We start from the raw sequence: 13,296 nt of genomic DNA on the forward strand, positions 1-13,296 counted from the left end.
GTATCTTAACGAAAGGGGGATGCGGATATTTTGTCAGAAGCCAGCCTCCCTGTCAGTCCTCGTTTGATTTTTTATCGCTTTTCGGCGCGAGGGGGGACGATAAACCATATCGTTGAGGCGGGTTTAAGATGAATAAATGGCGGACCAGCACGCATTTAAGCCGATGTTATGCTGGGAAATGACCGCGAGGATTGGATAATCCTTAGGCATCGCCTGTCGCATAAGTAGACAAGTGACCTACAGAAAACAGTTTGATGGCAAAATGCATTGACTCATCAGGCGTGCACCGTATAATTCCCGGCGATTGCACATCATGAAGCTCCCGCTTCTCAGTGCGCCCTTAGCTCAGTTGGATAGAGCAACGGCCTTCTAAGCCGTAGGTCACAGGTTCGAGCCCTGTAGGGCGTACCATTTAAAATCAACCACTTATCAACTTCCTCCAGCCGCTGATTTTTCCGTGTGGGACATATTTGGGACATTTTCCTCAAAAATAGAGTCAATTTGTCGCGCATGTTCCGTTAAGTGGTTGGGTGCCAGGTGAGCATATCGCCGCACCATCTCAATGCTCTCCCAGCCTCCCATTTCCTGCAGGACAGATAGCGGTACGCCGGACTGAATTAACCAACTGGCCCACGTATGTCTCAGGTCATGAAAACGGAAGTCTTCAATTCCTGCTCGTTTGCATGCCGAGTTCCACGCGCGGTTATCATCAACCCGCATCTTCCTAACCGCGGGTGTTAGTGACCTGTCTGGTCGATGCCATGCTTTCGTGAGAAGGCGCAGGCCAAAAACGCACTCGTTGCCGGCGGCATTGAAGCTGCGGCAAAGCTGCATGGGCGCATCGCCGAGCTGGAACCTATCAACGCAGCAGCCGAAAAACTGGTCCGCTGCAAAGGTCGCTATCACAGCGAGCAGAACTATCGCGCTCTGGCGGCGCTGTTTGGCGTAACGGCTCCAGACCTGCCGCCGCTGGATGGGGAGTCCCGCACCTTCACCGTGAAGCTGCCGCCCCGGGTTGATATCTCAAATGTCCCATTTGCAGCGCTCACCTGGAATTGCTGCCTGGACGAGATCGAGAAGCGTCTTACTGCCGCTGGCATCAAGTGGGAGGCTGAGTAGATGGCTAACCTTCAGCTTGCAGTGAACGGTGAGTATTTCGACGCAATGAAGCGAGGCGAGAAAACAGAAGAGTATCGCCTCTTCAATGAGTATTGGCGGCGCCGGCTGGTCTGTGAGGCCTGGGAAGATTTCCCAAGGAAATTTGACCGCCTGATTATCACGCGGGGCTATCCGCGAGCAGACGACCACGACCGCCGCATTGATATCCCATATGACGGATTCGAAATCAAAACCATTACTCACAAACATTTCGGCGACGAGCCTGTGAAGGTATTCGCCATCAAGGTGAATATCGAAGGAGCCAACCAATGACCAGCAAATTAACCAGAGAGTGGTTACAGCATCAAATTTCTGCAATTGAGGCTGTTGGCATTACTGACAGCAATACGTTGTTAGCGTTCAAGCTGGCGCTGGCCGCAATGGACAGCGAGCCTGTATATCAGGTTTTCGAGCCAAGCGACGGCCGATGGATGGATGTTAATGACGAAGAGGAAATGATTCGTCTGAGAAGTATTGGCGGAGAAACTCGCACGTTATACACCGCGCCTCCAACGCCAGTGGCGGACAGTAAGCAGGTAACCTATGACAACATCAAGGCTATTGAATTGGCTGTTAAGTCATTAGAGGACACCATAAAGCGAGCTAATCGTTTCAGATATTGCCTTGGGGCATTGATGAATCTCTATGAGGAGGTTGCTTTGCTGAAAAACCGCATGGGGATAGTCGGTGAGCCGGTGGATATCACTGACGATATGGCCCACGCATTCCACCATGCGTTAACAGATAGCATGATTGGTGCTGACGACGTAGAGGAAATTAAGACCGGATTACGAGTTGTTTTCGCTAATCTGACGGCTCCCATAGTAAGTGCTAAATACCCTGAAAGACTGCCATGCTCCGTGCTTTTAGAGCCTGGGTTGCGTTTCGGAAAGGGCATTAAAACCAGTACAGTTCTGGCCGTGGCGATGATTAACGCTGCCAGAGATATCACGGTGGCAAAAATTAATGCCAAAGGCGCAAAGTTCGACGGTTATGTAAACCATGTAAACTGGTTTGATCGTTCAATGAAAGAGGTCAGCGAAGCCGTTAAAGCGGTTATCCCTAACGTTGAGCGGGAGGTGAAGTGATGTCCAGGCTAACTTTCGTCGTTGAGTTCGAAGATGGCAAAGAGCCACCGGTACACGTGCACATGGAAGTGTTAGGCGGGAAGGTTGTCGCGGTGGCGTTTCGTGATGCTCTGGAAGAGCCAGAAGAGGATGGTGACTGATGTCTAAATGCAGCGTCCTGCTTTACGCAATGGTGGTTGGCTTCGGCCTGGCTGCAGGCATCCGGGTTTACATTGCCTGGGAATCGTTAATCAATCTGGCGTGGGGTGCTATCAGTGGCTAAATCCCCCGCAGAACGCAAAGCCGCGCAGGAGGTAGTTATTGCAAATCGACCTAGTTAAACACCCAGGCGGTGTATTCTCCCCAGCAAATGAAACAGACCTCGATCGACTCCAGCGATTCAAAAACGGCGAAACCTACGTAGCCGAAATCAAACTCACCAGAAACCCCGCTTTTCATCGAAAGGTGATGGCCTTCTTTGGCTTCTGTTTTGCTCACTGGTGCGCAAACAGAGCGGGGCTTGAGCATATGGACGAGCACAGCCAGTTCGATAGGTTCCGCAAGGACCTGACGATTCTGGCTGGCTTCTATGTGCAGACGGTGAGACTGAACGGCGAAATCAGGACTGAGGCCGAAAGCCTCGCGTACGCCAAAATGGATCAGGAGAAATTCGAGAGGGCCTACAAAGCGCTGATTAACGCCGCCATAAAACACGTATTCGCCGGCACAACCGACCCGACAATCCTCAACCGATTACAGTCATTTTTCTGAGGTGATATGAATCGACGAAGTCCCACCCAAATAGTTTTAGACAGCCTCATATTTACTCCCACCAGGCGAAGTAGAAACAAGACCAAGCCGACCCCCACGGCATCCGAAGTAAAGAGCTACGACCCAACATATCCGCTACTGGCTAAGCGCTGGTTGCGAGTTAAAGCGAGGAGGAGACATGGCTAAGCCCAGAACGTGCAACAAGGTTTATTCGCAGCTAGAGCAGGACTACATCCGCCGCGTTGCCGGCCGGGTTCCGGCTCTCATAATCGCACGCCAGCTAAAGTGCTCACAGAGTGGCGTACAGCAGTGGGCTCAGCAGCACGGCGTTAAATTGCGGGTTCCGCACCGGGTATTACTGAAGCACTGGCCGGAATGTATCGAACACATAACCAAGCGGAGTGATGGATATGGCGAGCAGGCGTCGATGCAAAAATGAAGAGTGCCGGGAATGGTTTATCCCAAAATTTGATAATCAGTGGTGGTGTAGCGCTGATTGTGGCGTAAAGCTGGCGCTGGATGGACGAAGACGAGTCAGGGAAAAAGCAGAGAAGGCCGCCGATAAGAAACGACGACGAGAGGAGCAGCAGCAGAAAGACAAACTCAGGATTCTAAAACTCGCCTTAAAGCCCCGCAGTTACTGGATTAAACAAGCCCAACAAGCCGTTAATGCCTTCGTCAGAGAGCGAGATCGTAATTTGCCCTGCGTTTCTTGCGGCACGTACACATCAGCGCAGTGGGATGCCGGGCACTACAGAACAACTGCGGCCGCGCCACAGCTGAGGTTTGATCCCCGGCAAATACATAGACAATGCATCGTATGCAACCAGCACAAAAGTGGAAATCTGGTTCCGTACCGCATTGAGCTGATACGGAGGATAGGGCAGGGGGCGGTTGACGACATCGAATCGAACCACGATCGACATCGCTGGACTATCGAGGAGTGCAAGCGGATTAAAGCCGAGTATCAGCAGAAGCTGAAAGACCTTCAGAGAGAAAGGGGTGAGGCGGCATGAAGCAAAAAGTCATCGAAGCGCTACGCGTCAGGTGGATCCGGCTTCAGCTATTTCCACGCGGCAGAACCTTTCCAGATAACTACATCCTTCTTCGTCAGTTTTACCGGTTATACAGGGGGCCAGAATGCTGACTGCATTTCTCGTATTTTATTCGTTTATGGCAGGGATGATGGCTGAGTGGTCTCACACAAGGCAGATGGAGCTAGGAATCAATACTCACCTGATTAAAGTGGCTCTGACGGCGGGGTTATTTTGGCCAGTAATGCTATGGAGGATAGCCAAATGAGGCTTGAAAGCACTGTTAAATTCCACGCCCCAAAATCCCCACAACTATCCGACTCTCCACGAGCTACAGCCACCGAAGCGCTAAACCGTACAGGCGATACCCCTTGCTGACATTGGTGAGCGCGAAGGCTGGCGAACGCTCAAAGCTGGTGGTGTGAATGTAACAACCAAGAGCGGTTTACGCGCAACGCTAGCCGACTGGCTGCAGAGCTGTGCCAATGGAGAGGTATGGCGCATTGCGCATGCTACGGGTTGGCAGTGTGGCGCCTATATCATGCCTGATGGTGAGATCATAGGTACGCCAGAACAACCTGTGCTGTTTAACGGGCGGAGTTCTGCCGCGTCCGGTTACACCACCAGCGGTACCGGGCAGAGCTGGAGGGAGAGCGTAGGGCGTCTGGCCTTTGGCAACTATTCCATGATGACTGGCGTGGCCGCAGCTCTGGCAGCTCCATTGATTGGTCTTGCTGGTGCTGATGGATTCGGTATCCACCTCTACGAACAGTCGAGTGCGGGTAAGACCACCACTGCTAATGTGGCATCCAGTCTCTACGGAAACCCGGATGTACTGCGCCTTACCTGGTACGGCACCGCGCTTGGGCTGGCGAATGAGGCCGCCGCACATAATGACGCGCTGATGCCGCTTGACGAAATCGGGCAGGGGGCTGACCCGGTGGAGGTCTATAAATCGGCCTACGCGCTGTTTAACGGCACGGGAAAACTGCAGGGAGCGAAGGAAGGGGGGAACCGCGACCTGAAGCGCTGGCGTACTGTGGCCATCAGTACCGGTGAGATGGATCTGGAGACCTTCATTGCCAGTGCCGGCCGTAAGGCTAAAGCGGGCCAACTGGTTCGCCTGCTGAACATTCCAATGCGTCGGGCAGTGCGTTTTCATGAACATGCCAATGGTAAACACCATGCCGATGCTCTGAAGGATGCATATCAGCATCACCACGGAGTGGCCGGGCGTGAGTGGGTTAAGTGGCTGGCGGACCACCAGCACGAGGCTGTAGGCGCTGTCAGGGCAGCGGAAGAGCGCTGGCGCAGCCTGATCCCACCGGATTACGGAGAGCAGGTCCATCGCGTCGGCGCCCGGTTCGCGATTCTGGAAGCCGCACTACTGTTGGGTAAGGTGATCACCGGCTGGGATGAGCAGACGTGTCGGGATGCTATCCAGTACAGCTATAACGCCTGGCTGCGCGAATTTGGTACCGGCAATAAAGAACATCAGCAAATTATCGAGCAGACAGAGGCATTCCTGAACGCTTACGGGATGAGCCGCTTTGCACCGTTCCCGTATGACCCGACCAGCCTCCCTATCTCCAACATGGCGGGATACCGGCAGAAAGGCGGGCACGAGACTGACCCGATAGTGTTCTACACCTTCCCCGCAGCCTTCGAAGGGGAGATTGCCCGCGGCTTTAACTCCCGTCAGTTTGCGGAGGTATTGAAGAAGGCTGGCATGTTGACACCACCGACTTCAGGCCGGGGGTTCCAGAGAAAGTCACCACGCATTGATGGGCGACAGATTCGGGTTTATGTCCTGCAGTATCTGCCGGACGACGACCAGCCAGAGTAAAAGCATTCTTTCATGTGTGTAGTTTAGGTGTTGGTTCAGTTGGTTCAGTTGCCTCAGTAGTTATATATATCTGTTTAATAAGGTTTCATGTTTGAAAAATGAACCAACATTGAGGCAACAAACTACCATTTTGAACCAACACTAAATCAGGTACAGGGCATCAGAAGAGAGGATCACAGCGATGACAGCTCAAATTTCAGCATATGGCCGGCTGGTGGCCGATCCGCAGACCAGAACAACGGGAAAAGGCACGAACATGGCTATGGCCCCTCTGGCGGTGGTGCTGCCCTGTAATACGGCAGATAATAGAGAGGCTACCTTCTGGCTGGGCGTTATTGCCTTTGGCAAGTAGGCTGACACGCTGGCCAGGTACCGTAAAGGCACCTTGTCAGCGTGGCGGGCAATATGCTACTCAATCAGTGGACGGGTCAGGATGGCGGTACCCAGCAAGGCTTTCAAGTCATTGCGGACAGTGTCGTCAGGGCCAAAACGGTACGCGGTAAGGCAGGACAACAGGGACAAGCTACAGATGCCCTGCGCCGGGCTCATGAACAGCAACTTCAGACTACAGGTGATAGCAGGTAAATTTTCTTCTTATGCATTTAGCAATTTTATAAACCTGTACCGATGAAATCGCCATGAGTTTCATCTTCAAGACTGATATATTCAACTCTCCATTGATCCATTCTTCTTAGGGCATGAAGTGAAAAATGTGTGTCTGCAATTGCTATACACTTATCCAATTCGATAAGTTCTGAGTGGCCTAATTTCGGATCGCCGTAAAATTTAAAAAATAGATCAACTAGTTCAGTGCAGGCCTTTTCTGCAGATTCTCGTGCAATCGGACCACCTTCTGTCGCGTCGTACACAACACTGATGGATAGCTCGTATGGAGAGCCCTCCTCAAGATCATCAAACCTGTCTTCGCCCAAATCAAAAAAAACGCCGATAAGGTGCTCCGCGTTTGTTGCAATGATAGAAGCAACTTCTTTTTCGAAGATGAATTTTTTTCCATCATCATAAGCACGCAAACGGTCTTCAAAAACATTGGGGAAAGCAGGACGCCCATACTTAGCAGCCAGCCACTGCTTTAGCCCTTGCTTTTCTTCTACTGAAATAGCAAAGGCTGGATCACTCTCTTCACAATGAAAAGCTTCCTTTGGCAGAATTTTTTTCCTTTCGTGTCGTAGTTCTATAGCGTTTCTTTTGGGGCTTTCTGGGTTTTCGAAACATAAATCAAGAATTCGCGGGTGTTTAGCCCTTTTCATCTGGTTGGACCCCTTTTTCAAGGGGCCAATAATGATCTCAATATTTTTCTCGGATTTGCTCTGTAAATCACAGTCATGGGTAATCACTACCGCTTTACAGTCTGTTTCTTCAGGATTTAGCAAGTTAAGTGAAACAGCATCATCATGCTTAAGAACATGGCCCTGACGCCATGATGTACCTGGTTCCAGCATAAGTCTAATTTAGTCCTCTACTGTTCCTGGGATAGAAACAGATGATTTCCATCCATCTGTTGGTTTGGCCTTGCTAACAGAAAAATTGGCAGACTCTGCTGCGGCATTCATTGCCCGTGCTTCGTCAATCAATACTTGTACTGGTTGATGCCAATCTTTCCCATTCCTGATGATATCCATTAATGAGCGGCCATCGAACGCTTTCATCTTTATCAGTAGCTTCACGTTGTCTAAGCAGGCTTTAGAGAAAGCATCAGCCACACCACTGAGGTTGAGGATAAATTCTGTTTTTGACTGATCGTCTGGTTGGTTTTCTCCCGACAGCCATTTATAAAGTGCTTGTCGGGTTATACCTAAATCTTTTGCCAATTCAGACATTGATGGAGACAGAACCTCTCTGATGTTGGCTAAATGTTGCGCAACATTTCTTACATCAAGCTCAGTCACAAAAACTGGTGAATGATTATCTTCAAAAGCAAATTGTACTCGTGGCTGAACATATTGGCGCCATGACTGATACGAATCGACTGGATATGAAGCCCCCGTACCAACTAACAAGCATGAAACAACGGCGGCAGCTTTCTGGGTTGTAGTGCCAAAAGTCGGTGTAGGTAAATAGCGTTCAGTCGTTCTAACGCTTCCAGTTGGAGTAGCATACATTTGATTCATCTCCCCCACGTTTAGTTCCATTTTGAACGGGCAAAATCTGAAACCATCCCTTGAAATGCCTCTTTCACTTTACCATGTAAGGATAACAGCTGTTTTTCGATTAATTCTAAGTTTGGCTGCATATTACCTTCTACGTAGTGATCTGTGTCGATAATTGCATGCCAACGATGTTCTGTGTTGGTAAATCTTGGCAAAGGGGCTATCCCGTTAGGAACCATGTCTGGTGGAAAACCTAGTTGAGAATTCATTTTATGAATGCGTGATATCATAAAACCCTGTGGTATCAGAGGCTCAACAGAGGTTTGAAAAACAGACTCTTGAATAGCCTGAATAGGTGTTAGCCCAAACTCTACGCCATGTAATTCTTTAGCCAGATAACTTTCTAACGACTCATCCCCTTGAGGAATGATCGCATCAAGATAACGGAGTCCTATTCGGCTGACAAATGTTGGCTTGGCGAACTCCAGAACTTTCCCTAACCCTAAAAGCAAGGATGCGATAAATGGTTTGTGGGTAACATAGTCAGTTGTATGATAAGTAATAAAATCATTACCTAACACGAAACCGGCTGTTTTTTCCGCATTCATCATTAGCCATTGGGTTACTGACTCAAATGAAGGAATCGGTGGTTCATTTGGGCTCCGCATTTCAAATTTTAGTTGAGTAGACGCGTTAACCTCAAATAGTGGAAACCCTTCAACTCTTAGGGCATCCTGTATGTCAGCAACATACTTGTTCATTGCAGCAATAGGCGTAAATTTCACCTGAATCAGAGCATAGTATACGGGCGCATTACTCATACGTTCATTAGTAGTGCTCATGACGCCCTCCTTGATTGGCTTCATTATGTGTGATGTGTGGCTCTCTCGATAGTGTAGCTAGTTTACACTTAGGTTGACACATTCTCCATCTGTAAGTTCATATTTACATCAATAGTATGAGCAACTAGTGCTATTGCTAAATAGATATATCTAAAGCTCAACGCAGGGTTTGGCCTTGATGGGAAGAAGGTGACGTATCTTTGCTTGGCTGTCATTGGGCATGAAACGCTGAATGCTCGGCGTGATACAGTTTATCCTCTTCATGCGTGGTGACTGTTGCTGCGTGGCAGTTTGAGCGTTTCACGTAGAATCATACCGCCCCATGAAAGTGCCCATATCTTATTTATAGGCAGAAACGGTGTGTTCTGGCTATGTATGGCAGAAATGGTGTGTTCTGCCTATAGATAGGCAAGTTGGATGTGTTCTGGCTATGTATAGGCACAAGTGATGTGTTTTGCCCATGAGTGTTGATATCTCTTAGTGTTAACTTGCTGCGCTGGGAGGGATCGGGTATCTCAGGTCTATTTGTGGCGCATCACTTAGAAGACGGCCAGATTTTGCCATCAGGTATCCGGCGATTTCTTCAGGCGTCAAATCTACATGAAGCATGTCTTCATCCTGGAACCATTCATTAGGCCAGTAGATGAGATCGGACGGATTGGCGTTAAAGTTTTTCTCCAGCAATCCCAGAGCGTAGCTTTGTTCAGATTCCTTGCCTTCAGCATTGCACACGAAACTAATTATCTGAACTAGTTCATCCCAGGCTAAATCCGCAAAGTATTTTTCCTGATTAAATGCCATCCGGGTAAAGTTCTTTGCGTCGGTCCATGAGGAAAAGTCACGGAAATCAGAGAATTCATACGGATTAACGGCCTGCCTGTTCCAGTCATCAATCAACGCTTTTAGCCCTGCATCATCTTCGTCGGCGCCGTTATCAATTTGCGAAAGTATCTCTTCGGCTACATCCGCCAGTTCCTTAAGTTTCTGACGGCTGATTTTGGCTGGTTTCATGCGTTCAGGTAATGGCATCGGGGTCTTCCTTGTTAGGTTGAGGCATGGCTGCGGCAGGTCGTTAGACAATCTTCGCCAAAGGTTCATTCAAAGTCCATAAACAATCGATTCCATTTCTGATAACGACCTGGAGTGGTTAAAGTGACGTTGTGATGAATGCCTGGAGAAGGTAAACGCCAACCAGTCCGTGCTGAGGATTTCGGTGGCCTTCACAAGGCAGCAAATGAGGCCGGCACAGTAGGGACGATCGTAGCTTGGAAAGGAGACATTATTCTTCCTGCCTGTCCTTGTGCCAGCTTTGGCTAACATTCATGGGTGTCTTTATTTGAATGCTGTGGATGTATACGAGGTCTATGTTTCTCGCGATATTCTGGTCGTTCTTTGTACTGACGGCTATCGTGGCATGATACGCCCTATGTTAGGATTAATCCTGGTTAACGTAATGGGATTAGGGATATGAAAAAGGCACTTTTAGCGTGTGTTATTGCCACCAGTCTCTTGGCTGGATGCGGCCCGAAGGAGCTAACTCCTGAGCAAAAACAGGAGGTTGGTAATCTTCGGAGTGAACTGGCTCAGACAGAAAAAGAAATAGCCGAGGCGACAGCGTTGCAGGAGCAGTATTCTGGTGGATTAATCAAAAATCTAACAGTTGCTAGACTTGAAGTCTTGGGAACAAACAAGGCTTTGTTAGAGCAGCGTATTAATGCCATAGAGGCGGGGGCTAAAATTGAAGTATCAATAAGCAGTGTAAAACCAAACCCTGAAGCAGCTACGGCTTTAAAAGCAGAAATTGATAACCTGGACAACCAGATTGCTGATGCAAAAAAAGAAGCAAGCCAATATAGCGGTGGTCTACTGCAGGCGCTGAAATTGTCTGCTATTGCGACGCAGGAACAAACGAGGGCGATGCTCCAGCAACGATATCTTTCTGCTACGTATGGCTTAGCTGAAGTGAAAGTACCTAGTGAGCAAGCAAGCGAAGTAACAACAGAGAAACAAACAGATAAAGTAGTACCTAATCCCACCAGCACGCCGTTACTCCCAGCAGGTGAGGGGCCATTTGGTTTAGAAGTCGGTTTATCTAAGAAAAATATTGAAGATATGATCGGAGAAGAACTTAAGCTAATGGCGAATAATGTAAATCTTTATACTGCTAATTCTTTACCAAAAAATAATTCCAGTTTTGAAGCATACGGATTGTTAATTTCACCAACCGTAGGTCTATGCCAGATAAGAGCTCTTGGAAAAGATATTGATACAGATAGTTATGGCTTTGCTATTAAATCAAGATTTAAAGAGCTCAGTGAATCACTATCTTCTATCTATGGTAAAGCAGCGCAAAATGATTTTCTCCTTTCTGGTTCAATATGGAAAGACCCTAGAGACTGGATGATGGGATTGTATAAACATGAGCGATATTTGTCAGCAGAATGGAAAGGTACAGCAGATGCCCCACTAAAGAATAAACTAAGTTCTGTATCTATCGAGGCTAGAGCAAATAGTTCTGATAAAGGGTACATTTTCCTTCAGTATAATTTTAATAACTATAATGTCTGCGAAACAGAAATTGAAGCGTCGAAAAAAAGCTCGCTCTAAAATACCTATTAAATTGTGAGCCCCGCTTTGACGGGGCTTTTTATTGTCTGAAGATAAGAAAAATCGATCGTGATGATAAAATGATCGTTTCATATTTTGCAGTAGATGTGATGAGTGTTGATAAAATTGCAAGTATAATCACTGTATAAATATCAGGAGGTACGCAATGGCAACACCATCCGTAAAACCCGTTCTCCTCAGCCTGGAAAAGATCGAGAAACTCCGTACGCTGCAGGAAAATGAACGGAAGAAATCACCGTTGGGAATTGCTCCAACCATCCACGTTATCGCGCGTCAGTTGATGGAACGCGCTTTAAGCACGCAAATGGAGGCGTAATGGAACAACTACAACGACTGGCAGAGGCTATCGCTGAAACCTACATCCGCGATCTGCGCCGGGAAACGGGAGATAATGTCATTACCGTTGATGGCGTCAGCGGCAATGTTGAAACGCACCTTTTAGCTGCGGGGCTGGTGGATAACTCAGTTTCAGCAGCCAAAAACCAATACGGGGCGACATTTGAACGTGAAGCGTATCAAATGTTACTGCGGTTACCGTATACCACTGTATAACGATGTTATACGGAGGGGGTTTCGCATAACTGACTGTTTTCTTCATCCATCCTCACCTTGGGTATGTGGCGCTGGTGGTCATAAATTTTGGAATGCTTTGGAAATTTGAGAGCTACCGCTGGCCGCAGGATCACGCTGGCGATAGTCTGAAGTTGAAATGCTTGCTTGGGGCATCCAAAAAAGATGCTTGTTAAATTTATACTGTTTGATACGGATTTGGATTGCGCTGCTTGGCAAACGTGCGGCGTGGTTGGCGCTGCATACTATAGGGGCGATCGGGCGTATTAAATTTGCCGGTTCTACATACGGGATATTCCCGTATGTAGAACCGGCTCACTAGCTTCGCGAGACAGTATCCAAACGTGAAGTATCCAGGATGGTATCCACCGAAAAACTAACTTTTCGAAGACTTATCTATATCGCCGGGGCCGAGCAATGGACTGTCGTTCAATCCATCGATCAATTTCGTCAATGTTATAAAAGCATGGGCTGTTATCCCAAGGTTTTCCATCGAATGCCACATGCTTGTACTCTCTTCCCTCGATGAAGGTATTCTCTCGAGCTTTCTTCAGCGTCCCTTTTTTGATTCCCTTCAGTGCTATTAACTGCTCCTCCGCAACCCATTTCCCAGGGTAGGCGATTAAATTTATGATTTGTGGCTCTGAGTCTTTTCCCACAGCTATCTCCTGTTTTAAATGCTTTCTTGAGTGTTTATGTAAGGTTCATCGTTGACCTACCTTTTGTAACAGGGCGCAGCATGCCGTTGTGCAAGATCAATATTGACCAATGTTTCAACGAATACCTTCGTTGTTCACTACATCTCAGAGATGGTCAAAGAATGGCATCAACAGAATCTGTATCGGTAATGACCGGCTGAATTTGTGATTTTGCTATTTGAATCACAGCGAATGTTGGTTCAACTCGCCAAATGTTGGTTCAAAATGAAGTAGTGTTGGTTCAGTTTTTGGGGAAATATATAAATAAAACAAAGGTCTTTACGTTTTGAGGCAACTGAACCAACCGAACCAACACATTTTGCATGTATATAGAGAAATTTTTCCGCACATAAATTTAGGCGTGATTTTGTACCGGTGGATATTACCGACATGTGAGAAGGTACCCTGAGACCCAAATTGCGCGATAAATAGTCAATTCTCATCCGCAGAAAAATATATGGGGGTACATTTGGGGGTATGTGCGATTTTCGTAACCTATGTAGTTAAATAAAATCAATTTGTTACGTGTTTATATCGAATCCTGTAGGGGTACCATTTTCACTTCTCTTAACGT

General features: G+C 47.8%; 16 protein-coding genes, 1 tRNA gene and 5 pseudogenes. 16 read left to right on the plus strand and 6 right to left on the minus strand.

Translation table 11 applies throughout. The features are described from left to right. Positions 1 to 334: 334 nt before the first annotated feature. Positions 335 to 411, plus strand: a tRNA-Arg gene (locus GO007_RS01115). Between the two features lie 18 nt (positions 412 to 429). Here GO007_RS01115 and GO007_RS01120 read toward each other — a convergent pair. Continuing rightward, a pseudogene (locus tag GO007_RS01120) lies at positions 430 to 771 on the minus strand (site-specific integrase); the annotation flags it as partial. Here GO007_RS01120 and GO007_RS01125 point away from each other — a divergent pair. The 12 genes and pseudogenes from GO007_RS01125 to GO007_RS01165 form a co-directional block, all read left to right on the plus strand. After that, a pseudogene (locus tag GO007_RS01125) lies at positions 772 to 1,119 on the plus strand (ead/Ea22-like family protein); the annotation flags it as partial. Next, entirely contained in the window at positions 1,120 to 1,431 is a 312-nt protein-coding gene (locus GO007_RS01130; RefSeq protein ID WP_095094563.1) for an ASCH domain-containing protein, read from the plus strand. Further along, a complete protein-coding gene (locus GO007_RS01135) occupies positions 1,428 to 2,246 on the plus strand; it encodes a hypothetical protein (RefSeq protein WP_095094565.1) in 819 nt (272 codons plus the stop codon). The genes GO007_RS01130 and GO007_RS01135 overlap by 4 nt, the downstream gene beginning before the upstream one ends. Then, positions 2,246 to 2,386 carry a hypothetical protein gene (locus tag GO007_RS28885; protein ID WP_189339810.1) on the plus strand — a complete coding sequence of 47 codons (141 nt, stop codon included), beginning with the start codon at positions 2,246 to 2,248 and terminating at the stop codon, positions 2,384 to 2,386. The genes GO007_RS01135 and GO007_RS28885 overlap by 1 nt, the downstream gene beginning before the upstream one ends. Next, positions 2,386 to 2,508: a hypothetical protein gene (locus tag GO007_RS29375; RefSeq protein WP_255430868.1), complete on the plus strand. Its 123-nt coding sequence runs from the start codon at positions 2,386 to 2,388 to the stop codon at positions 2,506 to 2,508. Before GO007_RS28885 ends, GO007_RS29375 begins: the two co-directional genes overlap by 1 nt. Before the next feature lie 38 nt (positions 2,509 to 2,546). Continuing rightward, on the plus strand, positions 2,547 to 2,996 hold the full coding sequence (locus GO007_RS01140; protein WP_095094567.1) for a DUF1367 family protein: 450 nt from the start codon (positions 2,547 to 2,549) through the stop codon (positions 2,994 to 2,996). 6 nt (positions 2,997 to 3,002) lie between these two features. Beyond that, positions 3,003 to 3,182: a NinE family protein gene (locus GO007_RS01145; RefSeq protein WP_095094569.1), complete on the plus strand. Its 180-nt coding sequence runs from the start codon at positions 3,003 to 3,005 to the stop codon at positions 3,180 to 3,182. A gap of 218 nt (positions 3,183 to 3,400) precedes the next feature. Beyond that, on the plus strand, positions 3,401 to 4,012 hold the full coding sequence (locus GO007_RS01150; RefSeq protein ID WP_095094573.1) for a recombination protein NinG: 612 nt from the start codon (positions 3,401 to 3,403) through the stop codon (positions 4,010 to 4,012). After that, positions 4,009 to 4,143, plus strand: coding sequence for a YlcG family protein (locus GO007_RS29465; RefSeq protein ID WP_143350126.1), 135 nt, complete (start codon positions 4,009 to 4,011; stop codon positions 4,141 to 4,143). Before GO007_RS01150 ends, GO007_RS29465 begins: the two co-directional genes overlap by 4 nt. A gap of 151 nt (positions 4,144 to 4,294) precedes the next feature. Then, positions 4,295 to 4,390 (plus strand): annotated as a pseudogene (locus GO007_RS29015) (antitermination protein); the annotation flags it as partial. Continuing rightward, positions 4,383 to 5,876, plus strand: a pseudogene (locus tag GO007_RS01160) (DUF927 domain-containing protein); the annotation flags it as partial. The pseudogenes GO007_RS29015 and GO007_RS01160, both read left to right, overlap by 8 nt. A 181-nt stretch (positions 5,877 to 6,057) precedes the next feature. Next, positions 6,058 to 6,461 (plus strand): annotated as a pseudogene (locus tag GO007_RS01165) (single-stranded DNA-binding protein). A gap of 26 nt (positions 6,462 to 6,487) precedes the next feature. Here the strand turns inward: GO007_RS01165 and GO007_RS01170 are convergent. The 4 genes from GO007_RS01170 to GO007_RS01185 all read right to left on the minus strand — a co-directional run bounded on the left by GO007_RS01170 (position 6,488) and on the right by GO007_RS01185 (position 9,855). Further along, entirely contained in the window at positions 6,488 to 7,336 is an 849-nt protein-coding gene (locus GO007_RS01170; protein ID WP_095094575.1) for a hypothetical protein, read from the minus strand. Positions 7,337 to 7,345: 9 nt separating this feature from the next. Next, entirely contained in the window at positions 7,346 to 8,005 is a 660-nt protein-coding gene (locus GO007_RS01175) for a helix-turn-helix domain-containing protein (RefSeq protein WP_143350127.1), read from the minus strand. 11 nt (positions 8,006 to 8,016) lie between these two features. Beyond that, entirely contained in the window at positions 8,017 to 8,826 is an 810-nt protein-coding gene (locus tag GO007_RS01180; RefSeq protein WP_095094579.1) for a TIGR04255 family protein, read from the minus strand. A 483-nt stretch (positions 8,827 to 9,309) separates the two neighbouring features. Next, positions 9,310 to 9,855 carry a hypothetical protein gene (locus GO007_RS01185; protein ID WP_095094581.1) on the minus strand — a complete coding sequence of 182 codons (546 nt, stop codon included), beginning with the start codon at positions 9,853 to 9,855 and terminating at the stop codon, positions 9,310 to 9,312. A gap of 438 nt (positions 9,856 to 10,293) precedes the next feature. On the opposite strand from GO007_RS01185, the gene GO007_RS01190 reads away from it, so the two are divergent. The 3 genes from GO007_RS01190 to GO007_RS01195 all read left to right on the plus strand — a co-directional run bounded on the left by GO007_RS01190 (position 10,294) and on the right by GO007_RS01195 (position 12,006). Next, the gene (locus tag GO007_RS01190; protein ID WP_095094583.1) at positions 10,294 to 11,433 is read left to right on the plus strand and encodes a hypothetical protein; all 1,140 of its coding nucleotides are present in this window, start codon (positions 10,294 to 10,296) and stop codon (positions 11,431 to 11,433) included. A 166-nt stretch (positions 11,434 to 11,599) separates the two neighbouring features. Beyond that, positions 11,600 to 11,770, plus strand: coding sequence for a hypothetical protein (locus tag GO007_RS28890; RefSeq protein WP_189339811.1), 171 nt, complete (start codon positions 11,600 to 11,602; stop codon positions 11,768 to 11,770). Then, a complete protein-coding gene (locus GO007_RS01195; protein ID WP_223261738.1) occupies positions 11,770 to 12,006 on the plus strand; it encodes a hypothetical protein in 237 nt (78 codons plus the stop codon). The genes GO007_RS28890 and GO007_RS01195 overlap by 1 nt, the downstream gene beginning before the upstream one ends. A 410-nt stretch (positions 12,007 to 12,416) precedes the next feature. On the opposite strand, the gene xisR is transcribed toward GO007_RS01195, so the two are convergent. Further along, positions 12,417 to 12,683 carry an excisionase family protein gene (gene xisR / locus GO007_RS01200; RefSeq protein ID WP_223261739.1) on the minus strand — a complete coding sequence of 89 codons (267 nt, stop codon included), beginning with the start codon at positions 12,681 to 12,683 and terminating at the stop codon, positions 12,417 to 12,419. Positions 12,684 to 13,296: the final 613 nt, after the last annotated feature.

Source organism: Klebsiella sp. 10-1 (genome assembly GCF_009758445.1).
Classification (GTDB): Bacteria; Pseudomonadota; Gammaproteobacteria; order Enterobacterales; family Enterobacteriaceae; genus Klebsiella; species Klebsiella scottii.

Excerpts from the sequence above, each read along its gene's own strand:
- GO007_RS01195 (WP_223261738.1), top strand. The coding sequence starts at position 11,770 with ATGGAACAACTACAACGACTGGCAGAGGCTATCGCTGAAACCTACATC.
- GO007_RS01130 (WP_095094563.1), top strand. The coding sequence starts at position 1,120 with ATGGCTAACCTTCAGCTTGCAGTGAACGGTGAGTATTTCGACGCAATG.
- GO007_RS01190 (WP_095094583.1), top strand. The coding sequence starts at position 10,294 with ATGAAAAAGGCACTTTTAGCGTGTGTTATTGCCACCAGTCTCTTGGCT.
- GO007_RS28890 (WP_189339811.1), top strand. The coding sequence starts at position 11,600 with ATGGCAACACCATCCGTAAAACCCGTTCTCCTCAGCCTGGAAAAGATC.
- GO007_RS01170 (WP_095094575.1), bottom strand. The coding sequence starts at position 7,336 with ATGCTGGAACCAGGTACATCATGGCGTCAGGGCCATGTTCTTAAGCAT.
- GO007_RS01175 (WP_143350127.1), bottom strand. The coding sequence starts at position 8,005 with ATGAATCAAATGTATGCTACTCCAACTGGAAGCGTTAGAACGACTGAA.
- GO007_RS01150 (WP_095094573.1), top strand. The coding sequence starts at position 3,401 with ATGGATATGGCGAGCAGGCGTCGATGCAAAAATGAAGAGTGCCGGGAA.
- GO007_RS01185 (WP_095094581.1), bottom strand. The coding sequence starts at position 9,855 with ATGCCATTACCTGAACGCATGAAACCAGCCAAAATCAGCCGTCAGAAA.
- GO007_RS01145 (WP_095094569.1), top strand. The coding sequence starts at position 3,003 with ATGAATCGACGAAGTCCCACCCAAATAGTTTTAGACAGCCTCATATTT.
- GO007_RS28885 (WP_189339810.1), top strand. The coding sequence starts at position 2,246 with ATGTCCAGGCTAACTTTCGTCGTTGAGTTCGAAGATGGCAAAGAGCCA.
- GO007_RS01180 (WP_095094579.1), bottom strand. The coding sequence starts at position 8,826 with ATGAGCACTACTAATGAACGTATGAGTAATGCGCCCGTATACTATGCT.
- GO007_RS01135 (WP_095094565.1), top strand. The coding sequence starts at position 1,428 with ATGACCAGCAAATTAACCAGAGAGTGGTTACAGCATCAAATTTCTGCA.
- GO007_RS29375 (WP_255430868.1), top strand. The coding sequence starts at position 2,386 with ATGTCTAAATGCAGCGTCCTGCTTTACGCAATGGTGGTTGGCTTCGGC.
- GO007_RS29465 (WP_143350126.1), top strand. The coding sequence starts at position 4,009 with ATGAAGCAAAAAGTCATCGAAGCGCTACGCGTCAGGTGGATCCGGCTT.